The organism is Candidatus Nitrospira nitrificans (assembly GCF_001458775.1).
In the GTDB taxonomy this organism is placed as follows: Bacteria; Nitrospirota; Nitrospiria; order Nitrospirales; family Nitrospiraceae; genus Nitrospira_D; species Nitrospira_D nitrificans.
Window position 1 is genome coordinate 13,936 of sequence record NZ_CZPZ01000010.1, and the last position, 21,666, is coordinate 35,601.

The following is a 21,666-nucleotide window of genomic DNA, read 5'->3' on the forward strand; positions in this document are numbered from 1 at the left end:
GAATTGATGGAATGTGATGACCCTATGGGCACCGCAGCATGATAGAGTCGGCCCAACTTCTTGATTCCAATGGGAAACGCTAAGACTGAGAATCTCGCTCTATTGTTTTTCGAACACGCAGGGGCATAGCAAGGGGGTGGAAGGCCTACGCCGAACCGACGCAAGGCTTCCCCTTCCCTTTCTTTCGCTCTCTATCCGTCAAAATCTCGATGCCGTCAGCGTCACGTCCGTGCCTGCCCACGCACGGTGGAAGCGCGCTTCCGCAGCGGCCGCCTCATTTTTCTTCCCCTGCGCCCGGAGTGTCTGCGCGAGCCCAAACAGAGACCAGCCGTTCTCAGGGAAGCGACGGAGGTCTTCGCGATACACCTTCTCAGCCTCGGCATTTTGTCCCGCTTTCAACAGCGCGGCGCCGAGTGAGTGCCGAATCGGGTAGTACCACTTGGGCGGTTCAAAATAGAGTCCCCCGTCCTCGATCTTGGCCGCCTCTCGGAAGTGGTTGATACCTGCGTCGAGGTCGCCGCGTCGAATCGCGATCTCCCCGGACAGCGCGTGTACGGCGATCGAGAGCGAGGTCTTGCCTTCAGCACCTTCGGGCGTCGCGGCATCGGCCGCCGTCACCGTGTCGAGCGCGGCTTGCGCTTCCTCCCACTCTCCCTTGGCTGCATGCGCCACGCCCCGGGCATAGTAGGCCATGGCGTATGAGAAGCGGATGTCCTCCGGTGGAAGTGGTGCGGCAAGCACCTCGTCCCATTTCCCGAATGTTGTGAGCGTGAGCGCATGGTATGGCAGCATTTCCTGCAGCATCCCGACCTGGCGCGCGGCGTCGAGGTTCACCTTGGTAGTGAGTGTATCGGCCGCCTCGATCGCCTGGGCACTGCGCCCCGCCATCGTGGAAGCGAAGGCGAGGAAGTGGATGTTGTGCGGGTAGTACGCGAGCGGATAGACGCCCATCGGGCGCTGCCCTTCGATGAATACCTCGTCGGTGTGGATGGCGTGGTGGTTGGCCTGCACAGCATCGTTCCATCGTCCGACGCGGATGAAGATGTGCGCGGGCATGTGGACCATGTGTCCCTCGCCCGGCATAAGCTGAGCAAGCCGTTCGGCACATGGCACTGCAGCCTTCGGGTTCACCGCTTCGACGGCGTGGATGTAGTAATGACACGCGCCGGGGTGATTGGGATTGCGAGAGATGACACTTTCGAGCTGGCGTACGATTTCCTTGGTGCCGGGGTAGGGAGTACCGTTGGGTTGCCAGTAGTTCCAGGGGCGGAGGTCCATCAGCGACTCGGCATACAGGGTCGCGGCGTCGAGATCCTTGGGGTATGTCTTGGCGACCTGCCCCATCGCGCGCGAATACGCCGTGTCCAAGCGGACACGGTCGGCTGGTGGGTCCGCCTCGTAGCGCTGCGCGAGCGCCTCGATGTACGCGCGCTCAGGCGCCGCGGCGTGAGACTTGAGCGCCAGCGCTTTTTGAACCGCCGTGTAGGCGGCGATTCCACTTGCCGAGTCCATGGGGGCGTTGACATGCGGCCCATAGGCGAGCGCGATCCCCCAGTAGCACATGGCACAGGTGGGATCGAGCTCTGCGGCACGAGTGAACGAGCGGATCGCTTCCGCGTGATTGAATCCGTAGACGAGTCGCAGACCCTGATCGAAGTACTGCTGTGTGGCCGGGACTCGCGTGGAGATGCGTTTGTGGTGGGAGCCAAGGTCCGTGTAGAGGGGGACCGTGTCAGAAAGGGTCCTCGGCGGCGTGGGCGTTTCCGGCAACTCTGTGCCCGAGCTGGGAGCGGCACAGGCCAGCAAAACAGCCGTGGTGAATCCGATGATATGGGCGGACATCATGGCGTGCCGCCGTCCAGTCAACGCGAGCGATCCTAATAGTTTCATGACAACCTCCTTGTAAGTTTCGAATCGTGAAATAGGTCCATCATCTGCTGGATATCTGGATATATGAGTGCAAAGTCCAACTGATTAACTCTCCTAGATTCCCTTCAGCGCATGGGTGCCATGTGTAACCGCCCCACCCGCCCGCAACGCCGCCGCGACCAGAACGCACTCCGCAATTTCCTGATCGGAAGCCCCCCATTCACGTGCCTTGTTGGCATGGATGTCGATACAGTACGGACACTGCGTCGTGAAAGCGACACCCAGTGCGATAAGCTCCTTGTATTTTCCCGGTATCGCGCCCTCGGCCAGCGCCGCTTTATCGAAGGCCACGAATGCTTTCATGGCTTCCGGCGCATGAGTGGCCAGCAACTTCAGCCTGCTCACATTGCTCAACTCGTACAAACCCGTTTCCCGTTGATCATTGACTGCATTCGGCTGTGTCATGTCAGACTCCTTTAATAACTGTGTTAGAGGCGGATTCCGATCACTTCCAGATACTCGGCATAGACCGCTGTACTCTCGCCATCAGCCCGATTATGGGCAGACCACAAGGCTTCAAGTTCTTGACGCAGTCGGCTGCGGCCGAGCTCGTCGAGCGAGGCAAATGCCTGATGAGTCGGTCCATAGTAGAGCCGAAAGAATTCCACCACCTCCGACGGTGGAAAAGGGTAGCTGAAAAGGTACTGCCGCTTCGTGAGGCTAAGTTCCGAGAGTCCGTGGCTAAGCCGCTCACGCACCGTCAACTCATCACCCCACAGGACCGGCGACGGCATGCCGGACGGTGCAATGAACTTCGACACAGTCTTGAACTTCTGCCCGACGAATCCCTGCGGCGTCCAATTGGCCATGGCGATGATGCCGCCCGGCACGCAGACACGGAGCAATTCTTGGGCAACCAGCTGAGGCCGCGGGGCGAACATGGCGCCGATCAGACTTACTACTGCGTCGAACGTTCCGATTTCGAACGGCAGCGTTTCGGCGTCGGCTTGTTCGAACCGCGCCTGCAGCTTTTCAGCCTTAGCTCGAACCTGTGCCCGCTCGATCCAATTCTCCGCGATGTCCACACCAACGACATCGAGCCCATCCCGCGCGGCCATGAGCGCCAGTTGGCCGGACCCGCACCCGACGTCCAGCAGTCTCGATCCAGGCGCCAGTACGAGTCGGTCATAGAACTCACGAGCCCCGGCTTCCATGGAGCGCGAGAACCGATCGTAGTTGCCGGCCGACCACATCGCCTTGAGACGAGTCTTCATGCCACTTTCTTCCGCTGTCATTGTACTGATTGTCATAATCTCCCTCCTCGATAATCGATAGTTGCGTCAGTTCGCCTCCTGTCTGCACCCACCTTAGCCGATGCCCCCAAGCGCGTCTTTGCCGTCCGTCTGGCTCTCTTATCATCGGCATGCTAAGCTGCGCCTTCGTTTATCCGAGCGTCCGCCCGGATTAGCTCACGCGTTCTTTTTCCGCCTCTGGGAATCGATATGGATGTGCTCTCTGAAGTCCTGAAAGCCGTTAAACTGGACGGCGCCGTGTTCTTCAACGGCGAATTCTCATCACCGTGGTGCGCACGCGAGCCTGACGCGAGCACGTTGGCATCGTTTCTCCCCACCCGTCCGAAGCACGTCATTATCTTTCACCTGGTCACCGAAGGACGAGGCTACGTTCGCCTCGAAGAGGATGGCCGGGCAGTACCCCTTGAAGCCGGTGATATCGTCATCCTTGCGCATGGCGATGCGCACTTTATGGGCAACGGCCCTTTCGTCACGCCGATCGACAGCGCGGAGCAACTGCGGCAGGTGCTGACCGAAGGACATATCATTTCCCATTCCGGAGGTGGGGGAGAACTCACCAAGCTGATCTGCGGCTACCTGACCTGCGACCCGCAACTCAGCCAGGTCTTCCTCGCCGGACTCCCCCCGATCGTCAAGGTCCATATCCGTGACAGCTCGTCAGGACAATGGTTGGAAGACACCCTTCGCTATTCCATCGATCACGCTGAGGCCTCCGGCCCAGGCGGCGCCGCCGTCATCGCCAAGTTGTCCGAAGTGTTGTTCGTGGAAACGTTGCGACAGTACATCGCCCAACTGCCGCCCTCTCAGACCGGATGGCTCGCCGGTGTACGTGATCCGGACGTCGGGAAGGCGCTTGCGCTCTTGCACAAGCAGCCATCACAGCCCTGGACGATCGCTTCGCTGGCTAACGAAGTCGGTCTCTCACGTTCAGTATTGGCCGAGCGATTTCGGCATTATCTTTCCGATACACCGATGGGGTACCTGACTCGCTGGAGACTGCAGCTCGCCGCTCAAGTCTTGACGTCCAGCTCCAAAAGTGTGGCCGAAGTGGCCGGCGAGGTGGGATATGAGTCGGAACCGTCCTTCAATCGTGCCTTCAAGAGAGAGTTGGGAATCCCACCCGCTCGGTTCCGCAACCAGACGAGACTCGCTCAGCGTAAGAATGGATAGAGAAAGGGATGAAACCCGAGCGAGGCACCCTGAACCCAAGCTCCGACTCAACTACCGCTGAAGTAAGAACGCTGCATGAGATTGTGGGCATCAACCGAGTCTGTCTGCGGCCTATCAGAGACTAAAAGAAACAGCGCAGCGACGTAGGGCTTCATACCGCAGGTCGGCGATACCCCCGTTCTACGTCTCCATCATTTCCAGTCTGGCATCGAATTCATGTCCGCAGGCCGTGCAATGGATGCAATCCGATTCGACGGTGAACTCGTCGGTTCTCATTCCCATGCCTCCGCAATCCGAACAGCGGACAAGCTGGACCCGCTCATCGTGCACGGTTTCGTATTGAGTTCCATGCAGACAATAGACCGGCTTTCCATCGAGAAGCCATGGTCGCCCTTGTTTATCGACGACCGGCAGAGCAAGATAATGATGGTTGACGTAGTCTTCCAGATCCTGCCGGTTCGTGAAGCCATCTTTGATCAACTTGCCTCCCAATGCCTCATAAAGGGCATGACCTTTCACGATCGCCTTTGTCGGTCCCATGGCTCCCTCCCTCGTGTAGGTTCAGATCGTCCAACGATTGCGTCTGGGCACACCGATCCTTTCGAATCACACAGTCTTCACCGTGAAGTTCTACCCAAGCTCATGCCCACAAGGTCGAACCACCCCCATCCGGTCATGCGGCTCGCCTGTCGACGGTTGACGATCGGTTCATGTCACTCGATTCGCCGGCACTGTGCTCTGACTTCTGCTGATCCTCATTGCCGTTGGAAGCGAGCATGCGTATGCATGCAATCAGCATGACCACCAAGGTCGCAAGGCCGATGACGATTCCCCAATAGGTCCACGACATACATCACCTTCTCGCGCCATGTGACGCGAGTCCTTCGTGAGATTGCGGACACTGGTCGCCGCCGTGGAATTGCATCAGACGGCTCTGCGCCATCCGGCTTCCCTGCTGCAGGGAATCGGCGTCAGACCGTCTTTGCGCAAACGTGGCTCGGTATGGGGAGGGGGCCCGTCTGGTGAGACCGTTACACCCAGCAGATCCAGACCGTTGGAACTGTGCTCCACGGAGGACCATAATCACCACCTCCAAGACGAGGCGGTCGAGAAGTTATGGTGCTAGCCTACGCCCAGAGAATAAACAGGTCAAGGGGGCGAATTCCGCCGCCTTCGCGATGGACGCGTTTCCGTCAACGCAGTAGAATGAGATCGCTTTTTTCGCCCTGATCATCTCACTCCATGTTGAGAGGGCGTTCGCACGATGACGATACAATTCAGCCGTATCTTCCTGATGGTGATGATCGGTATCGGATGTCTCGATCTCGGGACACGTTCCGAGGCCGCAACGACGCCCTGTTCGCTTTTAACGGATGCGGAAATCGAGCAAATCGTCGGCAAGCTCGTAGGGACACCGAGGGCCGGCGAGGAGGGAAGGGCTGTCTGGTGCAATTATGAATTCACAAACGGCAAGGATGCCATGGAGGTCTGGATCTTTCCCGCCGACGGCATCGAGCGCGCGCGTAAAGAAGCGAAGAAGCCCGCGCCCCTCAAAGGCCTCGGTGAGGATGCGTTCGTCGAGCGCGGCAGGCATGGACTCGATTATGTCGATCTCTTTATCAGAAAAGGGAAGACGACCATCCAGCTTTCGCTCAAAGAAACGGCGGGGGATGAGGAAAAGCTCAAGACGCTCGGGAGGAAGGCGGTCGACCGGTTGTAAGGATACACCGATATCATTGAGAAGGAAGAACCTCTTTGCGCAAGACGAGGGGCGTGATTGGGCAGATTCGCGAAGGCACCCCCCATATGTTCACGGCGCCATTATGCGCCGCGCCGGCCAAGATTCCGTCGTGGGGAAAGCTCCCCTCGGTGCGCTCGACCTGTTGATGGCCATGCCTTTTCTTGTCGGCTACCGATGGGAATGCTGATTCGATTTTGTGAGCTTGTCGATGAAGGGAGTCGTCCATGATCAGGCTGAGACTGGGTATGTGGTGTGTCCTGACACTGTTCATCGGCGTCCCGACCACCGCAATCGGATCGGAACCTTCCGATCCAGAGTCGGCCATCCGTCTGATGGTTCGCGCCAATGCCGAAAAAGATTTACCGACGCTCTCACGACTGATGGCCCACGATGCCGATATCATCAGTTACGGGGTCGCCGGCCGTAAGTATGTCGGCTGGACGGAGCTTGAGGAGGGCATGAGGGAGGAATTCATCAATTCCCAGAAACTGGAGATTCCGATCAATGAGCTGAAGGTCTGGATCAAAGGAGATCTGGCTTGGTATGCGATGGAGCTCGACTATATACGCTATGTTGTCGATGGATCTGCATTGAAACGGACCGTGCTTCCGATGCGGGAAACGGGGGTGCTCGAACGCCGCAATGGCCATTGGCAATTGTTGTCGTGGCACGAATCGTTTCGGTCTGCTCAGTTCGGCGGGTCTCTTGCTTCACCGCCCGCTGCATCTTCCAGTCCAGCTCGACAATAAAGAAACATTGCACTTAGACAGTGGCGCCCTCATAGCCGAACTTGATAGAGTGCGGCGATGGAATCCGAAGAATCAGCCACAACGACGGAACTGCGGGTGAGCTACCGTTATATCAAGGACCACCCCTGGGTCGTGACGGCCGTGAATGGCTTTCTCTCTGCCTACTTCATGGAGCAGCCCGGTTTTCGCGTGCAACGCCATTTCGATGAATTGGAATCCGGCATGCACGTGTGGATCTGCGACGTCCCCAGCGCAATGAAGGTGACGACGCTCTTACGAAGACTGCAAGCCGATATTCCTCCCTGCCGGTACAGTCAGACCGCAGGAACACCGACTGACCGTCCGCAGTATGTCGTCGATTCTCTTGAGCAACACTGACGACGCTCCCTGTCCGTTGCTCCTTTTCTCAAAGCCAGTGGTCAGAATTCTCCGGTGGAGTATAATGCCTCATGATGCATCGCGTGCTCGTCCTCGGCGCAGGCAAAATCGGGTCTCTGATTGCCTGCCTGCTCAATCAACATGGCCGGTACGAGATCCATCTCGGCGACATGACCCTGGATGCGCCGAAGCATCTGGTCGAACATCTCGGGTTGGAGCGGGTCACTCCCTGTTTGTTGGATGTACGGCATCCGGATGCCGTCGGCACCTATCTCTCAGCGCATCGATTCGACGCGGTTCTTTCGAGCCTCCCCTATTTCTGTAATCCGACCGTTGCCGGTCTGGCCCTGACCCATCATCTGCACTACTTCGACCTGACGGAAGATGTCGAGGTCACGAACCAGATCAAGGTCTTGAGCACCGGCGCCACGCATGCCTTTGTGCCGCAATGTGGGCTTGCGCCCGGCTTCATCAGTATCGTGGCGCACGAACTGATGACCCACTTTGAAACGCTGGATACCGTCAAGATGCGGGTCGGCGCGTTGCCGGTCCATCCCAGCAATGCCCTCAAGTATTCGCTCACCTGGTCGACCGATGGACTCATTAATGAGTACGGCAATGTGTGCTACGGGATCGAGGAAGGCGAGAAAGTCCCGCTGCAACCTCTCGAAGGGTACGAAACCATCGAGTTGGACGGGCTGCTGTATGAAGCCTTCAACACGTCAGGTGGCTTGGGTACCTTGGCCGACAGTTATGCCGGGAAAGTCCGAACCATGAACTACAAGACGCTCCGTTATCCCGGCCACTGCGACAAAATTCACCTCTTGATGAAAGACCTCAAGCTCAACGAAGACCGAGAGACCCTGAAGCGTGTCCTTGAGCATGCCGTTCCCCAGACGCTGCAGGACGTCGTCTTGGTTTATGCCTCGGTGACGGGCAAGAACGAGGATGGATTCTTCGAGGAGAATTACGTGAAAAAAGTGTATCCGCAATGTATCAAGGGCAAACTCTGGTCGGCGATCCAAGTGACGACCGCGTCGAGTATCTGCTGCGTCCTCGATCTTGTGTTGAGCCACCCATCGGCGTACCATGGATTCGTCACTCAGGAATCCATATTACTGAAGGATTTCTTGGCCAATGAATTTGGAGTCTGCTTCCGATGAGCACGAATCATACTGCGCTCCGAGACCTGGGCATTCAAGCCGTGAATTCCGGCGGGAGCACCGGCAATGCCTGGTGGTCCGGTCGTAATACGGGATCCCTCCTCCCCTCGATCAATCCTTCGACCGGGGAGCAAATCGCCGGCGTCTACCCCTGTTCATCCGATGATTATCAACGGATCGTGAAAGAGTCGGTTGAGGCGTTCCGCGCGTGGCGCATGGTCCCGGCGCCGAAGCGGGGCGAGGTCGTCCGGCTCATCGGCCACGCCTTGCGCGAGAAGAAGGATCAATTGGGCACGCTCGTCTCATTGGAAGTCGGCAAGATCAAGGCGGAGGGCGACGGTGAAGTGCAGGAGATGATCGACATGGCGGATTTCGCCGTCGGTCAGTCGCGGATGCTCTACGGCGTCACGATGCAGTCCGAGCGGCCGGCCCACCGGATGAGCGAGCAGTGGCATCCGTTAGGACCGGTCGGCGTGATCACCGCGTTCAATTTTCCTGTCGCCGTGTGGGCCTGGAATGCGTTTGTGGCGGCCATTGCCGGCGATACGGTGATCTGGAAGCCGTCACCGAAGGCGCCGCTCTGCGCCGTGGCCGTTCAACAAATTTGCAATCGCGTGATGCAGCAACTCGGCTATTCCGGAATTTTTTCGCTGTTCATCGCCGATCAACCGACGCTGGCGGAACAGATGGTGCAGGACCATCGGCTCCCGCTGATTTCCTTCACGGGCTCGGTGCCGGTCGGGCGTCGAGTCGCCGCCGCGGTCGGCCAGCGGTTGGGACGCGCGCTGCTCGAACTCAGCGGCAACAATGCCGTGATCGTCGACGAGACTGCCGACTTGGACCTGGCCGCGCGCGCGATTGTGTTCGGTGCCGTCGGGACGGCCGGTCAGCGGTGCACGACGACCAGGCGTCTGATTGTCCATGAATCACGCTATGAAGAATTGGTCGGCAGACTCGTGAAGGCCTATGCCCAAGTGCAGATCGGCAATCCTCTTGAAAAGAATGTGCTCATGGGGCCGCTCATCGACCATGTGGCGGTGGAAGGCTATCGTGCCGCGCTGGACGAGATTAAGAAGGAGGGCGGCGAGATTCTCTGCGGTGGCCGCGTCCTGAGTCGGGCCGGGTTTTTCGTCGAGCCCACGATCGTGCGGGCGCAGAATCACTGGCCCGTCGTCCAACGCGAAACCTTCGCGCCGATTCTGTATGTCATGACCTTCCAGACGATCGATGACGCGATTCAGATGCAGAACGACGTGCCCCAGGGGCTCTCCTCCGCCATGTTCTCCACTCATCTGCGTCATGGCGAACGGTTTCTCTCGGCCGCCGGCAGCGATTGCGGCATCGCCAACGTCAATATCGGAACCTCGGGAGCCGAGATCGGCGGGGCATTCGGTGGAGAAAAGGAAACAGGGGGCGGCCGCGAAGCTGGCTCGGATTCCTGGAAAGCCTATATGCGCCGTCAGACCAACACCGTCAACTGGGGAACGGAGTTGCCGCTGGCGCAAGGCATTAAGTTTGGATCTTGAATGAGGTGTGACCATGGATGAGGCCCAAGCCCTGGAGAGTCTGATGGAGCGGATGGTCGCCGACTATCTGGCGAGAAATCGTGCCGCCACGGTACTGAAAACGATGCTCGACGAAACGGGTGTGGGATTTTCTCCTCTCATCGACCATGTCACGATTCGGACGCTCGATATCGACCGAGGAGCCGAACCATTCGTCGAACTCGGCTATGCCTACGATGAAACCTTGCAGTACGACGATTGGTACGCGAAGGTCTATCGGAAGCCCGGCTACCCGGCGCTTTTTGTCGACCAGGCCTATCCGGATGAACGAGGCACGACCAGCATCATTCCCGGTTGGGTCGATAAATTCGGCGACAAGGTCTTTCATCACGTCGCCGTTCGGGTGGAGGATATCGACAAGGCGGTGGAGCGGCTCAAACACAAAGGCGTCGTGTTTGCCGGCAACATTGTCGGCGAGCGCGGAGGCCATCTCCGGCAGATCTTTTCTTCCCCGGAGATGGTGGAGGGCCGGCCGTTCTCCGTGCTGGAGTTGACGGAGCGGCACCGAGGCTACCTCGGCTTCCTCCCCCCTCAGGCCGACAGTTTGATGAAATCTTCGACCGGCCGCTAAGCTGCTCCATGGTTTCAGTTCATATCCTTCAGACTTCTCCTCCTGTTCCGCGAACCTAACGCAGGAGCTTTTTCCCTTCTTCGATGGCTTTCAGCCAGGGCTCGGGAAGATCCACGATGTACGGCAGGAGGGGCACCATCGGTCCGAGCGCCGAACCGACCAGCTCCGAGAACGATCGCAGGTCGAACGGCACGACGCGCATCTTGTGAATGTGGTCGTACACCTGGTTCAGCGCGTTGAGCCCCGCCAAGTCGCTCCCGCTCATCAACTCGTAGTGGCCGCTCGTGCAAGCCTTAAGCCATTTTTCTTCGAAGGCTTTCGCCCGCTCCATTGAGCGTTCTTGAAACATTTCCAACGCGCGCGACTTGGCATGATAGAGCTGCTTGGTGAACATGAACAGCGGCAGCGTGAACAGCAACGGCGCGCCGATCACGAAGCTCGCCGCGTATCCCCAGACCGAAAGCACGAAAATCGTGGCTCCTTCGAATTTCAGTTTATAGAGAATGGTCGGCGCGACATAGCTGATGCCGTAAGCCAGAATGACCAGGCCGAATTTCGTTTGCGCGTCGCTGAGAAACCCGATGCCGCCGGTTTTGTCCGGATGCGAGGCGACGAGATTCAATCGAAGCCTCGACAGTCGATAGAGGTACCAGCTCCATATCCCGATTTTCCACGACCAGCGCAACCACCAATACGTGGTCAAGGGACCTACAACCGCGAAGAGGTACAAGCCTGGCCAGGTGAGCGATTGCCGGTGATTGATCGGATCCATCGCATGCCAGGTATTGCGATCGTTTTGCATTTCCGGAATCATCCACGCGGCGGTCACACCATACGCAAGAACGATGCACACCAATTCCGGCCCCAGCCGTTTGCGAAGCTGCTCGACCCGACCGTTCAGGTGAAATAGACGAACGGCGTCTCCGACTTCGACGACACCGGTGGTCAGGAAACAGCGCGCCGCGTCCCGTGTTTGTCCGTCGATAACCCGCTCGGCAACAAGAAACATCGGTAGGCCGATGAGCAGTTGACCATAGGCGGCAAAGTCCAGAAAGAAATTTTGGCCCGGCGGCTGAATCCAATGCACCTCCGAGACGATGGCCAGCAGCGCGAGCGGAATCCACGTGACGGCAATCAAGAGGAGGCTCCGTTTCACCAAATCCAGAGCGCGATAGGTGCCCATGTCGAGCGCCGCAAAGACCCGCGACACGAGATCGCCTTCGAAGAGAGAAAATCCGCGATGATCGGAAAATTCAGCGTGGACTGACTGGAGCGCGGTCGTCATTATACCAACCACTACGTGGAGGAGCAGGCCCAGCGGGGCCAACTATACCATCCTCATCGGAATGGTTGCATCCGGCCGCTTGAAAAGCGGCCGGTGTTCGTCGGCGGATGCCGTCACCCCCCACGGTAAGCTTTGAAAAAAGTCGTGCGACTCCGTTACGGCGGGATACAACCTGATGCGCCGGAGTCCACGCAGGCTTTGTACTCGCGACTCTTTGACTCCAACCGGAGCAAGGTTTCTTCGGCGTCGGCTTGCTTTCCGGCCTGTCGCAGATAGGCTAAGCGCTCGGTGGAATTGCGAAACGTTCGGCCGACCGGCTCGATGTTCAGCGTGACCCCGCGCAATTTCAGCCCCACCACCGCGGCGTGTTCTTCGTCGTTCCGAAACCCCACGTAACTGTTTCTCGCCTTCAGATGGTTGGCAAAATAATTGGCTTGATCGTGTCCTTGATCGCCGGCCTTGTCGAACCAGCGGATCGCTTCCTGCCGGTTCTGCGGTACGGCCATGCCGAATTGGTACATCCGGCCGAGACGAAATTGGCCTTGCACGTGCCCCTGCTCGGCGCTTTTCCGATACCACTGCACCGCCTCGCTCCAGTTTTCTCCGACTCCCTTCCCATCCTCGTACATCATGCCCAAATTGCTCTGCGCAACGGCATTTCCTTGCTCCGCCGCTTTGCGATACCATCGCGCTGCCTCGTCATCGTTCTTGCGGACACCCTCGCCGTGTTCGTATTGATATCCCATCTGCAACTGCGCTTTGGCATCGCCTCTATCCGCCAGCTTCTGAAAAACCTTAACGGCTCCGGCAAAGTCACTCGCCTTGTACAGACGCACGCCCTCATCGAACTGTGACTGCGCTGCCGTCATCGGCTCAGGTCCTTTTCCGAGCGCGGCGAGCGCTTGCCGCGCATCGCGTGAACCGGCCACCATGGCTTTCTGATAGTAGGTCCTCGCCTGTCCGATGTCTTTTGACAGACCGATCCCATGCTCATAGGCCCGGCCAAGGTTGAATAGGCCATCGCTATTATTCTGATCCGCTGATTTGCAGTACCACTTGGCTGCTTCAGCAGGATCGGCTTTCACGCCGTCGCCTCGCTCGTACAAATAACCTAGGATCGCCGCAGCCGCGCCATGGTTCTGTTCCGCCGCCTTGCGGAACCATTTCGCCGCCTCGGTCCGATTCTTCTTGTGGTTCAGTGCAAATGCATGCGACAGGCCGAGGCAATATTGCTCGGCTGGCGGTTTCGGATCCGAACCGATCTGGAAAATGATCCTACGACAGACCGCGAAGTCCTCGTTGAGGTCAGCGTGCACCGAAACGGGAAACACGGTAAGCGCAATGAGCAACACGATCAGTGGCATTCGGACCTCCGATCGAAGTCTATTCTCGTGCCGGACCCTACTTGGTGGACTCTCAAACTCGAGCGTACAGAGGCGCGGAGGAGCCAATCACTGGACACCATACTTCCGCTTATCCTCCTGGGTTTCCTGATGGTTCTGGTAACGGTCCATTGCTCCTTTATCCCCCTGATTGCAGGCCCCCGCCACAGGACCCGAATAGCTGCTACAGGGGTTTCCGCCGTCGCCACCGCCGCCACCCTCGAACGCCGCTGATGCACGTCGCTCGATGATGCCGCCGATATATTTTCCCAATTGATCAACGTCCTTGAAATGCGGCGTCTTAGGATCTTCTAGCCAACCCACGATCCAGCCGGCTTGCCCATGCTTGTGGCGGCTCGCTCGATCCAACCACTTGATCGCCGTCCTCCGGTCTCGGGGGAGTCCGCCCCATCCGAATTCGTACGCCAGCCCAATATGGAACTCCGCATCGGGAAAGCCTTGGTCGGCGCTTTGACGATACAACTGGACGGCCTTCACTTGATCTTTCGGCACGCCGTCGCCTTCGAGATACAAATTTCCAAGTGAAAACTGAGCGGCGCGATGGCCCTGTGCCGCCGCCTTGCCGTACCACTCTGCGGCCTGCTTGTTATCCACCGCTTGACCACGACCATTACTATAGATCAGTCCCAAGAGCGCTTGGGCACGGGGGTGTCCCGCTTGCGCCGTCTCCAGCAGGATTGGGAAGGCCGCCGCATAGCTTTTTTTCATGTACAAATGGTAGCCCTGTTTGAAGCGCGCTTCGACCTTCGGATCGGAACTGACAAACCCTTGGGGAGAGTCATATGAAGCGGGGCCTTTTTTTTGTGTACCGGCAAGGGGTATGGAAGGTTTAATGGGCACCGTCCCGCCGGGCGGTCCAGTGGGCCGGCGAGACGACGATGGTGAATCGATATTCGTCGCCTGACGAGGCGCCAGCAAGTCGGTGAGTCCAGTTTCCGGATTGATCCTGGTCGCTTTGACGAAGGACTGCGAGGGATCCGTGCTGGACAGATTGGCGCCGTCCGCCGACAGCGCCATTTTGTTTACGAAACCGCCCTTGCTCCATTTCAAGGTCACGGCGTTCTTGGAGGCATCGGTGCACTCCCAGGTTCCAGAGTTTCCGGACTGTTGTGTGAAGGTCCCATCTGACTTGATCGTGACCTGCCCGCCGGCGAACCAAGCCCATTGTCCGACGATGGCGTCGCAGGAGGCGGCTTCGGCAAACGAGGGAAGGCACAGGGCTGTCGTTCCAACAAGAATTGTAACGGTGACTCTTTCAGCGACAGCCAGCGCCGTTCGGAAAAGAGGCTGTGGCGTTTCTTGGGATTTGATCATGCAATCCTCCCCGAGGCAGGAAGGGGGCTTAGGCTACTGCTGATCATGTTCCCTGTCAATTCAGCACCTACCCCCTCTTTGGAAGGGGTTCAGATACCAAGCCTATTATTTCTTGCATCTATATCTAATCAGAAAGTATATTTTTGCCCCCCGACCTCCCAAAAACCGAGAGGTGATCCATGGCCCACGTGAATCTTTCTCGCATTAATTTCATGATTAAGGCAGCTGAATTTAGGCGAAGTCAAAATACACCCCTGACTTCGTTGTTTTTTGCTGGGGTGTGGCTGCTCTCACTTGGAACCGCGCTCGGACAAACAACCAGGACTGAGTATCTTGATGCAAATCTGGGAGATAAGATCGAAGCATTGGGCGATCTCCATGAAAGAGCCACACAAGGATTCACGACACCCGCCAGACAGGTGGTGGGTGACGAGAGCGGTAAACCTGTTCCTGTGCTGGTGGAAATCGACAGGATCACTCATATGTTTTCCACTCAATCACTTCAACCGACCGGTAATTCGAATACGAGCGGCGGTGGCCTCAATATCAATAACGATGGGTCTTGTATCGTCGGCTACCAGGACAACGGGGACTTCACGCCGTTCCATGCGTTTCGATGGACGCAGACGACCGGCCCAGTTGATTTAGGTACGCTCGATCCTCCGAACAACGCCAGCCGTAGTTCCTTCGCGACCGATACCAATCAAAACTGCTCAGTCGTAGTTGGTTTCTCGGACCTCACGGCGGGGGGCGCCACCCAGCATGCCTTTCGCTGGACACAGGACGGCGGCATGGCGGATCTCGGTGTGCCGACCAATGGCGGGCCTCACTCCCGCGCCCTTGGCGTCAGCGGCGCGGGCACGGTCATCGTGGGCGATGCGGATTTTCCCGCCGGTGGCTTCACTCGCAAAGGTGCGTTTCGCTGGACCAGCGGTTTTTTTACGGATCTCATTCCAGGCAACACCAACTCACTGGCCACGGCGGTTTCGACTGATGGAACAGTTGTCGTCGGACAGGTAGGCACATCTACGGCGTCCAGTGCCTTTCGATGGGTGGTTCCGACTCCACCAGTTCAGCCGGTCATGCAGCCGATCGGCCCCCTTCCAGGACATACGACGGCAGCGGCAACAGGCGTCAGTGACAACGGCAAGATCGTCGTCGGCATTTCGAATCCAAACTTCCTGCAATATCAGGGGACAGTGCTCGGCTGGAATCAGGGCATTGCCTTCCGCTGGACGCAAGCCAAGGGGATCCAGGACCTGCGCCAGATTCTCATCAATGGCGGCGTGGATATGACCGGTATCACCTTGGTGTCCGTCACGGGCATGTCAAGGGACGGCCAATGGATTCAGGGAGCAGCCACGACATCACAGACCGGTCAGGGTGAGACCGTGGCCTATATCGCGCACGTGTGCGACGCCGATATCGGCGGACCTTGCTCGACAACCGGCGCTGCGCCGTTCACTCTCGGGGCATCGCCGAATCAATTGACCGTGGCTGCCGGGAATAACGGGACGAGCACGATCACGGTGACGCCGAACTCAGGCTTTACGCAGCCGGTTACATTCAGTTGTTCAGGCTTGCCGCAAGGCGCGGCTTGTAGCTTCAATCCAGCCACCGTGACGCCGGCTGGTGCGCCGATCACGACGACGTTGACGATCACTACCAACGGCGGGCCGGTGGCGCTCCTTTCGCCCGGCAGTTCACCGACCATGTTCGCCTATGTGCTGACGCCTGTTGGGCTGATGCTGATCGGTGGGTTGTGGTACAGACGGCGGGCCGATTCCCATACTCTCTGGATGGCGGCGCTGCTGACTTCAGTCATCGCGATGGCGAGCTGTGGCAGTGATGATGCGCCACCACCGGTACCTAATTCTGGAAGCCCACCAGCGAATGGAACTCCGGCCGGAGCATCCCATGTTACGGTGACGGCATCCTCCGGATCCGGCAACGCCACCGTGCCAATCACGTTGACCGTTACGAGGTGAGTACCATGCGACCTGCTATGGGATCAAAACCGGCTATTCTCGCAGCCGTTCTCAGCGCGATCGGCGTGTTTCTTACCTGCAGTCACGATGCGCCGGCAGCCACGGACTCGCTTGAGCCTTGCTCGGTGTTGACGGAGGAGGAAGCCGAGACAGTGCTCAGATCGTCGGTCAAACGCGACATCCCGAGCCCCATTAGGCACAAAGGTATCTCGACCGGCGGGACGTGCCTGTATCGTTCTCAGAAAGACTCAAACAAGACGATCACCGTTCGGACGGATGCCACGCCGACCGGCGCGCAAAAGCAGCGATTCGAGGCAGGTCTTCGGAAGGCCAAGGGCGGCGAGTTGTCCGACATCGGGGGTCGCGCCTATTTCGCGAGCCAAGTCCAGAAAGGTTCGGAAGCGCTGACGTTTCTACGCGGCGATACGCTGACCACCATTACTACCGTGGGACTCGAAATGGAAGAAACCAAACAGGTCGCCGCGTTGGTTGCCCCACGACTTCCAACGACCGTCATTGAACCGCCTCCACCGCCGCCCGCGGAGAAAGGCAGCGGCAAACTGGACCCGGCTCTGATTGGTTCCTGGCTTCTCAGGCAACCGAGCGGACGATCCATCGCGAGCCTCGACATTCATCGCAACGGCAGGTTTTCCATGACGGTATCTCGCGGCGCAAAAATGATACACGGCAATGTCGATGGAGAGAGCGGGGTCCTGCATCTCTATCCGGAGGGCGGAGGCCGGCCCCAGGCAATCACATACAAGGTCGTGGACAAAAATCAAATGGAATGGACCGACCAGAAAGGCAATGTCACGATCGCCCGCCGCCAATTCCGCTGAGACAGCGGAAAAGATCGATAGAAAAGAGGTTCCGAAGCATACCCGGACTAGCCCATGTCACGCAACACATGATCGGGATTGCGATCGCGGGCGATGGTCTTCATGAGCTGATCGCCGAAGAGGACGACGATCCGATCGCGATGATCTTTCACGATCATCGAGGCGGACGGAGATTTGAACGTCGAAGGATCCCCCTCCAGCCACGCGCTGCAGGTAAAGGGCAGCGCATCCACGATCGTGTCGACACGATATTCGTGGCGCAGTCGATATTGCAGCACATCGAACTGCAGCCGACCGACGGCGGCGATCAGTGTCTCCTGATCATGGAGACTGCGCATGATCTGCACCGTGCCCTCTTGGGCCATCTGGGACAGGCCCTTGTCGAACGCCTTGCGTTTCCCGACATCCGTGGGTCTGAGACGCGCAAAGATTTCCGGCTGGAATTGCGGAAGGGGTTTGAAATTGAAGCCCCCTGTCAACGACACCGTATCGCCGATGGCGAAGACCCCTGGATTGATGATGCCGATGATATCACCAGGATAGGCTTCTTCGACCGTACTTCGTTCCTGCGCCACCAAACTGTGCGGTCTCGCCAGGCGAATGTCCCGACCCAATCGGTGATGCTTGACCACCAGATCCCGCTCAAACCGCCCCGAGCAGACCCGAAGAAACGCCGTACTGTCGCGATGCTTGGGGTTCATGTTGGCTTGCAACTTGAACACATAGGCGCTGAACGGCATCTCGATCGGGTTGACTGAGACCTCGGATCCGTCCTCGCGGTCGGCGAGCCGCGCGCCGGGGCTTGGGGCTAGATTCACGAAGGCGTCGAGAAAGCTTTCAATCCCAAAGTTCGTGAGCGCCGAGGCGAAAAAGACCGGAGTGACTTCACCTTGGAGAAACTGCTCGCGTGTGAACGGGTTCCCGGCGATCTCTAAGAGCTCCAGGTCATGCCGCACGTGCGCCATGGTTTCTTCCGAGACCCTCCCGCTCGCATTGAGCTCGCTCAGCGGCAAGACGGCTGTTTCCACTTTTGCCGCTCCGCCGTGCATGGTCTTGCTGAAGAGCTGCACCAGGCTGTCGGCACGGGTCACAATGCCCACGAAGTCGCTGCCTGACCCGATCGGCCAATTGACGGCGCTCGCATGAATGTTCAATGCCTGTTCGACTTCCGTCATCAAATCGAGCGGCGGGCGACCAGGCAGGTCCATCTTGTTGATCAAGGTCAGCACGGGAATCCGCCGCATGCGGCAGACGGCGAAAAGCTTGCGGGTTTGCGTTTCAACACCCTTGGCCGCATCGATCACCATGATGGCGCTATCGGCTGCCGTCAAGGTGCGATAGGTGTCCTCGGAAAAATCTTGGTGGCCCGGCGTATCCAGCAAGTTGATCACGGCCCCTTTGTAGGGAAACTGCATCGCGGACGCGGTGATGGAAATGCCGCGTTCCTGTTCCATTCCCATCCAATCCGACGCAGTCGCTTTTCCGCCCTTACGCCCGCGTACCATGCCGGCGGTCCGAATCAGCCCGGAATAGAGCAGCAGCTTTTCAGTCAGGGTTGTCTTGCCGGCATCAGGATGGCTGATGATGGCAAAGGTTCGCCGTCGCCCCGTGGCGGCGGCCAGTTCTGTTGAGAGAGTCGTCTCAGTCGTCATGATCGGAGGCGCAGCATACCATATTCCAGGTGGAAGCAGATGATCCTCAGGAGTGCCGTGAATCGGAAGGATAGGCATATCCGGCCCGTTCCAAGGCCCGGCGGACGGCACCGAGCACAGCCGGAGTGTCCGAATGTGGCAGCACAGCCACGGCTGGGGCGGCACGGAGTTTGGTCATCAGCTGTTCCGTCTCCGAGCTTACCAATTTATCGCAGGTGGCGTACAAGCCATCGGGCCCCTCCTCGACCTCGTTATGTTTATTCAAGATCGAACGCAGCATGGCGATGAGTTCGGGCGTGGGAGAGGGCATAAGGAGGGCAGCGATCGCGCCGTGATCGAGTCGAATCGTTGCCGCCATCGACAGCGCCGTCCCGCCGTTCGATAGCTGAGCCGCGGGCAACAGAATCTTCTCCTCCATCCCAATATGGCGAAGCAGTCCGGCCCGAAACTCATCGTAGCGTTCCTGCTCGATCCGGTCTCTGGAAACCATGGCTGAGCCGAGGAGTTCCTCCAGCCGTCGATGGTCGTCTTCGAGAAACCGCGTCACAGGTCCCGACGGTGGATGTGTATCTGATTGCATTGACCGCTGCCCGTCAGCCGACATATTTCACGAATCACCTTATCCGTCGCCGTTCCGGAAGTGATGGAGAGAGCCACCTTCCGAATACGGAGTCTCAAAGAATACAGCCGAACGAGGTGCACATTCCAGATGTCTTCATTCGGTTTGAGGACCCACACGGTCCGCATTCGGACGAGACGGTTGCAACTCTGCCTCGAAGGGTTAGGCGAATAAGGTCCGGAAAGCGAGAAGAGCGTCTCAGTACCACAGGCCTGGTGCGCAGGCCATGAAGACGGAGACCACAAGAATCAGGAAGGCCCCGAGGAAGGACGCAGTGAGCGAGAAGGGCCCATACGATTGGAACGGCGGTCGCCGCATGTGGGGAAACCGCATGAGACAAAAGGTCATGAAAGACGATCCTGCTCCGAGGAGTATCAGCAGAATGTGTTCGGAGTCCATCATGTCAGCCACTTTCTGGTTCACATCAGGAGATAGGCAAGCCCTGCTCCACCGATGAGAAGGAACAGTAGCCAACGAAGCAATCCCTCTCGCGCATCAGCTTGAGCGACGTCGATTCGATTCTTGAGGGCTGGCTGTGACTGGAGGTAAGTATCGATGACATCCGTGGCCTCATGTAATCCCATCTTCCGTTCCAGACGAACCAGTTTGATGGCTTCCATCCTGTGGCCTTGCCACAGCGCGGCCGTCGCTGTCGGCGGAAGCGTGAGGTCCCGTGGAAGAGCGGTCTGGACTTCGGAGATGGAAGGCTGAAGCGATGACAGAGACATAGGCTGCAACACAGCCTAGCACCATCGCGTGAGCGGCCGAAGAAAATCCGAAGAATTGACGATCAGAAATACAACGATCGCTCAACAGAGATTCAAAGACAGGATCGGCAAGAACTATGGACGAGGGGTACCCACTACAATGATTGAAACCGTGCCGCAAGCTCACCCGGTTTGAAGACTCCTCGCTCGGTGATGATGCCCGTGATGAGTTCAGCCGGGGTGACATCGAAGGCTGGATTGTAGACCATCACGTCTTTCGGCGCGACCGGATGGCTGCCATGAATAGTGGTCACTTCCGATGGATTTCGCTGTTCGATTGGAATCTCATCTCCGGATTTCGTCTTGAGATCGATGGTGGAATAGGGAGCCGCGACATAGAACGGAATGTGATGAGCCTTCGCCAAGACCGCCACGGAATAGGTGCCGATCTTGTTGGCCACATCCCCGTTCGCGGCAATGCGATCTGCTCCGACGATACAAAGATGTATCTTCCCTTGTCTCATGAGCGAACCGGCCATGTTGTCTGTGATCAACGTAACTGGAATCTGATCTTGCATCAGCTCCCAAGCCGTGAGCCGTGAACCTTGAAGCACCGGACGAGTTTCATCAGCAATCACCTTGATTTTCTTACCTTGCTCATGCGCAGCGCGAATGACACCGAGCGCGGTTCCATAGCCTGCCGTTGCGAGGGAACCAGCATTACAGTGGGTCAGGACTGTCTGTCCGTCACGGATCAGCTCAGCCCCATGGCGCCCCATGGTCTTACAGAGCGCGATGTCTTCTTCAAGTATCGCTTGAGACTCCAAGGTGAGGGCATGCTTGATCGTCGAAACCGGCTGAGCTCGCACTGACTCCAGCTTCCGCCTCATTCGCTCAAGGGCCCAGAAGAGATTGACCGCGGTCGGCCTGGTCGCGGCCAGGTTGTCACAGATTGCGAGGACTGCCTGCGCAAAGGTCGGGTAGTCAGTTGCCTGGATGGCCTGTGCGCCCAAGGCGACCCCCATCGCTGCCGTCACGCCGATGGCCGGCGCTCCGCGAACTTTCAATGTGCGGATCGCGTCCGCGACGACCTCGTAGTCCCGGCAGTCGAGGAATACCACTGCTCCGGGAAGTCGGCTCTGATCGAGTAGACGGACAGCTCCGTCTTTCCATTCAATGGTCTGTACCATGGACGAATCTTCTAACGGGAATGGGACAGAAGTGCAAGTCCCTCTCGACGCTGACCGCTGATTTCCAACCAGTGACCATCGCGGCTATCAAGCCGGCCTGAAAAGAACCACCCATCCGCATAGGGCGATGATGGCAATGCTCCTGTCCCA

The 21,666-nt window shown here is 58.2% G+C and carries 21 protein-coding genes; 9 read left to right on the plus strand and 12 right to left on the minus strand.

The features are described 5' to 3' along the window. Nucleotides 1-198: 198 nt before the first annotated feature. The 3 genes from COMA2_RS07170 to COMA2_RS07180 form a co-directional block, all read right to left on the minus strand. The gene (locus COMA2_RS07170) at nt 199-1,890 is read right to left on the minus strand and encodes a tetratricopeptide repeat protein (RefSeq protein ID WP_217490660.1); all 1,692 of its coding nucleotides are present in this window, start codon (nt 1,888-1,890) and stop codon (nt 199-201) included. Between the two features lie 93 nt (nt 1,891-1,983). After that, complete coding sequence (locus COMA2_RS07175) at nt 1,984-2,334, minus strand: carboxymuconolactone decarboxylase family protein (RefSeq protein ID WP_090895941.1); 351 nt, start codon at nt 2,332-2,334, stop codon at nt 1,984-1,986. Nucleotides 2,335-2,357: 23 nt separating this feature from the next. Continuing rightward, on the minus strand, nt 2,358-3,179 hold the full coding sequence (locus COMA2_RS07180) for a class I SAM-dependent methyltransferase (protein ID WP_090895942.1): 822 nt from the start codon (nt 3,177-3,179) through the stop codon (nt 2,358-2,360). 192 nt (nt 3,180-3,371) lie between these two features. On the opposite strand from COMA2_RS07180, the gene COMA2_RS07185 reads away from it, so the two are divergent. Next, on the plus strand, nt 3,372-4,352 hold the full coding sequence (locus tag COMA2_RS07185) for an AraC family transcriptional regulator (RefSeq protein WP_090895944.1): 981 nt from the start codon (nt 3,372-3,374) through the stop codon (nt 4,350-4,352). 180 nt (nt 4,353-4,532) lie between these two features. Here COMA2_RS07185 and COMA2_RS07190 read toward each other — a convergent pair whose 3' ends face one another. Together COMA2_RS07190 and COMA2_RS20110 are read right to left on the minus strand one after the other, a co-directional pair. Then, nucleotides 4,533-4,892: a CBS domain-containing protein gene (locus COMA2_RS07190; protein WP_090895945.1), complete on the minus strand. Its 360-nt coding sequence runs from the start codon at nt 4,890-4,892 to the stop codon at nt 4,533-4,535. Nucleotides 4,893-5,025: 133 nt separating this feature from the next. Next, nucleotides 5,026-5,202, minus strand: a complete 177-nt coding sequence (locus tag COMA2_RS20110) for a hypothetical protein (RefSeq protein WP_175304449.1) — start codon at nt 5,200-5,202, stop codon at nt 5,026-5,028. Between the two features lie 414 nt (nt 5,203-5,616). Here COMA2_RS20110 and COMA2_RS07195 point away from each other — a divergent pair, with 414 nt between their 5' ends. The 6 genes from COMA2_RS07195 to COMA2_RS07225 all read left to right on the plus strand — a co-directional run bounded on the left by COMA2_RS07195 (nt 5,617) and on the right by COMA2_RS07225 (nt 10,519). Next, nucleotides 5,617-6,072, plus strand: a complete 456-nt coding sequence (locus tag COMA2_RS07195) for a hypothetical protein (RefSeq protein WP_090895947.1) — start codon at nt 5,617-5,619, stop codon at nt 6,070-6,072. Nucleotides 6,073-6,317: 245 nt separating this feature from the next. Continuing rightward, a complete protein-coding gene (locus COMA2_RS07205) occupies nt 6,318-6,842 on the plus strand; it encodes a nuclear transport factor 2 family protein (RefSeq protein WP_090895950.1) in 525 nt (174 codons plus the stop codon). Between the two features lie 57 nt (nt 6,843-6,899). Continuing rightward, nucleotides 6,900-7,220 carry a hypothetical protein gene (locus tag COMA2_RS07210; protein WP_090895952.1) on the plus strand — a complete coding sequence of 107 codons (321 nt, stop codon included), beginning with the start codon at nt 6,900-6,902 and terminating at the stop codon, nt 7,218-7,220. Between the two features lie 74 nt (nt 7,221-7,294). Then, the gene (locus COMA2_RS07215; protein ID WP_090896097.1) at nt 7,295-8,383 is read left to right on the plus strand and encodes a saccharopine dehydrogenase family protein; all 1,089 of its coding nucleotides are present in this window, start codon (nt 7,295-7,297) and stop codon (nt 8,381-8,383) included. Beyond that, a complete protein-coding gene (gene amaB, locus COMA2_RS07220) occupies nt 8,380-9,909 on the plus strand; it encodes an L-piperidine-6-carboxylate dehydrogenase (RefSeq protein WP_090895953.1) in 1,530 nt (509 codons plus the stop codon). Before COMA2_RS07215 ends, amaB begins: the two co-directional genes overlap by 4 nt. A 13-nt stretch (nt 9,910-9,922) precedes the next feature. After that, nucleotides 9,923-10,519: a VOC family protein gene (locus COMA2_RS07225; RefSeq protein ID WP_245630924.1), complete on the plus strand. Its 597-nt coding sequence runs from the start codon at nt 9,923-9,925 to the stop codon at nt 10,517-10,519. 55 nt (nt 10,520-10,574) lie between these two features. On the opposite strand, the gene COMA2_RS07230 is transcribed toward COMA2_RS07225, so the two are convergent. The 3 genes from COMA2_RS07230 to COMA2_RS07240 all read right to left on the minus strand — a co-directional run bounded on the left by COMA2_RS07230 (nt 10,575) and on the right by COMA2_RS07240 (nt 14,521). After that, nucleotides 10,575-11,804, minus strand: a complete 1,230-nt coding sequence (locus COMA2_RS07230) for a hypothetical protein (protein ID WP_090895955.1) — start codon at nt 11,802-11,804, stop codon at nt 10,575-10,577. A 155-nt stretch (nt 11,805-11,959) separates the two neighbouring features. Beyond that, nucleotides 11,960-13,168, minus strand: coding sequence for an SEL1-like repeat protein (locus COMA2_RS07235; protein WP_090895956.1), 1,209 nt, complete (start codon nt 13,166-13,168; stop codon nt 11,960-11,962). Nucleotides 13,169-13,255: 87 nt separating this feature from the next. Further along, the gene (locus tag COMA2_RS07240) at nt 13,256-14,521 is read right to left on the minus strand and encodes a tetratricopeptide repeat protein (protein ID WP_090895958.1); all 1,266 of its coding nucleotides are present in this window, start codon (nt 14,519-14,521) and stop codon (nt 13,256-13,258) included. A gap of 179 nt (nt 14,522-14,700) precedes the next feature. Between COMA2_RS07240 and COMA2_RS07245 the strand changes: the two genes are divergently transcribed. Both COMA2_RS07245 and COMA2_RS07250 read left to right on the plus strand, forming a co-directional pair. Then, nucleotides 14,701-16,509, plus strand: coding sequence for a hypothetical protein (locus COMA2_RS07245; RefSeq protein WP_090895960.1), 1,809 nt, complete (start codon nt 14,701-14,703; stop codon nt 16,507-16,509). A gap of 5 nt (nt 16,510-16,514) precedes the next feature. Further along, nucleotides 16,515-17,348 carry a hypothetical protein gene (locus tag COMA2_RS07250; protein ID WP_139077166.1) on the plus strand — a complete coding sequence of 278 codons (834 nt, stop codon included), beginning with the start codon at nt 16,515-16,517 and terminating at the stop codon, nt 17,346-17,348. A 47-nt stretch (nt 17,349-17,395) separates the two neighbouring features. On the opposite strand, the gene COMA2_RS07255 is transcribed toward COMA2_RS07250, so the two are convergent. From COMA2_RS07255 to mtnA, 4 genes are all read right to left on the minus strand, one after another. Beyond that, nucleotides 17,396-19,000 (minus strand): peptide chain release factor 3, encoded by a 1,605-nt coding sequence (locus COMA2_RS07255; RefSeq protein ID WP_090896103.1) that lies wholly within the window; start codon nt 18,998-19,000, stop codon nt 17,396-17,398. Nucleotides 19,001-19,046: 46 nt separating this feature from the next. Then, nucleotides 19,047-19,580 carry a hemerythrin domain-containing protein gene (locus tag COMA2_RS07260; RefSeq protein ID WP_090896104.1) on the minus strand — a complete coding sequence of 178 codons (534 nt, stop codon included), beginning with the start codon at nt 19,578-19,580 and terminating at the stop codon, nt 19,047-19,049. A 458-nt stretch (nt 19,581-20,038) separates the two neighbouring features. After that, nucleotides 20,039-20,359, minus strand: coding sequence for a hypothetical protein (locus tag COMA2_RS07270; RefSeq protein WP_139077168.1), 321 nt, complete (start codon nt 20,357-20,359; stop codon nt 20,039-20,041). Between the two features lie 122 nt (nt 20,360-20,481). Continuing rightward, entirely contained in the window at nt 20,482-21,516 is a 1,035-nt protein-coding gene (gene mtnA, locus COMA2_RS07275; protein WP_090895966.1) for an S-methyl-5-thioribose-1-phosphate isomerase, read from the minus strand. Nucleotides 21,517-21,666 lie beyond the last annotated feature (150 nt).

Bases quoted from the DNA above. Each gene is read 5' to 3' on its own strand.
- COMA2_RS07170 (WP_217490660.1), bottom strand. From the start codon at position 1,890: ATGAAACTATTAGGATCGCTCGCGTTGACTGGACGGCGGCACGCCATG.
- COMA2_RS07175 (WP_090895941.1), bottom strand. From the start codon at position 2,334: ATGACACAGCCGAATGCAGTCAATGATCAACGGGAAACGGGTTTGTAC.
- COMA2_RS07180 (WP_090895942.1), bottom strand. From the start codon at position 3,179: ATGACAATCAGTACAATGACAGCGGAAGAAAGTGGCATGAAGACTCGT.
- COMA2_RS07185 (WP_090895944.1), top strand. From the start codon at position 3,372: ATGGATGTGCTCTCTGAAGTCCTGAAAGCCGTTAAACTGGACGGCGCC.
- COMA2_RS07190 (WP_090895945.1), bottom strand. From the start codon at position 4,892: ATGGGACCGACAAAGGCGATCGTGAAAGGTCATGCCCTTTATGAGGCA.
- COMA2_RS20110 (WP_175304449.1), bottom strand. From the start codon at position 5,202: ATGTCGTGGACCTATTGGGGAATCGTCATCGGCCTTGCGACCTTGGTG.
- COMA2_RS07195 (WP_090895947.1), top strand. From the start codon at position 5,617: ATGACGATACAATTCAGCCGTATCTTCCTGATGGTGATGATCGGTATC.
- COMA2_RS07205 (WP_090895950.1), top strand. From the start codon at position 6,318: ATGATCAGGCTGAGACTGGGTATGTGGTGTGTCCTGACACTGTTCATC.
- COMA2_RS07210 (WP_090895952.1), top strand. From the start codon at position 6,900: ATGGAATCCGAAGAATCAGCCACAACGACGGAACTGCGGGTGAGCTAC.
- COMA2_RS07215 (WP_090896097.1), top strand. From the start codon at position 7,295: ATGCATCGCGTGCTCGTCCTCGGCGCAGGCAAAATCGGGTCTCTGATT.
- amaB (WP_090895953.1), top strand. From the start codon at position 8,380: ATGAGCACGAATCATACTGCGCTCCGAGACCTGGGCATTCAAGCCGTG.
- COMA2_RS07225 (WP_245630924.1), top strand. From the start codon at position 9,923: ATGGATGAGGCCCAAGCCCTGGAGAGTCTGATGGAGCGGATGGTCGCC.
- COMA2_RS07230 (WP_090895955.1), bottom strand. From the start codon at position 11,804: ATGACGACCGCGCTCCAGTCAGTCCACGCTGAATTTTCCGATCATCGC.
- COMA2_RS07235 (WP_090895956.1), bottom strand. From the start codon at position 13,168: ATGCCACTGATCGTGTTGCTCATTGCGCTTACCGTGTTTCCCGTTTCG.
- COMA2_RS07240 (WP_090895958.1), bottom strand. From the start codon at position 14,521: ATGATCAAATCCCAAGAAACGCCACAGCCTCTTTTCCGAACGGCGCTG.
- COMA2_RS07245 (WP_090895960.1), top strand. From the start codon at position 14,701: ATGGCCCACGTGAATCTTTCTCGCATTAATTTCATGATTAAGGCAGCT.
- COMA2_RS07250 (WP_139077166.1), top strand. From the start codon at position 16,515: ATGCGACCTGCTATGGGATCAAAACCGGCTATTCTCGCAGCCGTTCTC.
- COMA2_RS07255 (WP_090896103.1), bottom strand. From the start codon at position 19,000: ATGACGACTGAGACGACTCTCTCAACAGAACTGGCCGCCGCCACGGGG.
- COMA2_RS07260 (WP_090896104.1), bottom strand. From the start codon at position 19,580: ATGCAATCAGATACACATCCACCGTCGGGACCTGTGACGCGGTTTCTC.
- mtnA (WP_090895966.1), bottom strand. From the start codon at position 21,516: ATGGTACAGACCATTGAATGGAAAGACGGAGCTGTCCGTCTACTCGAT.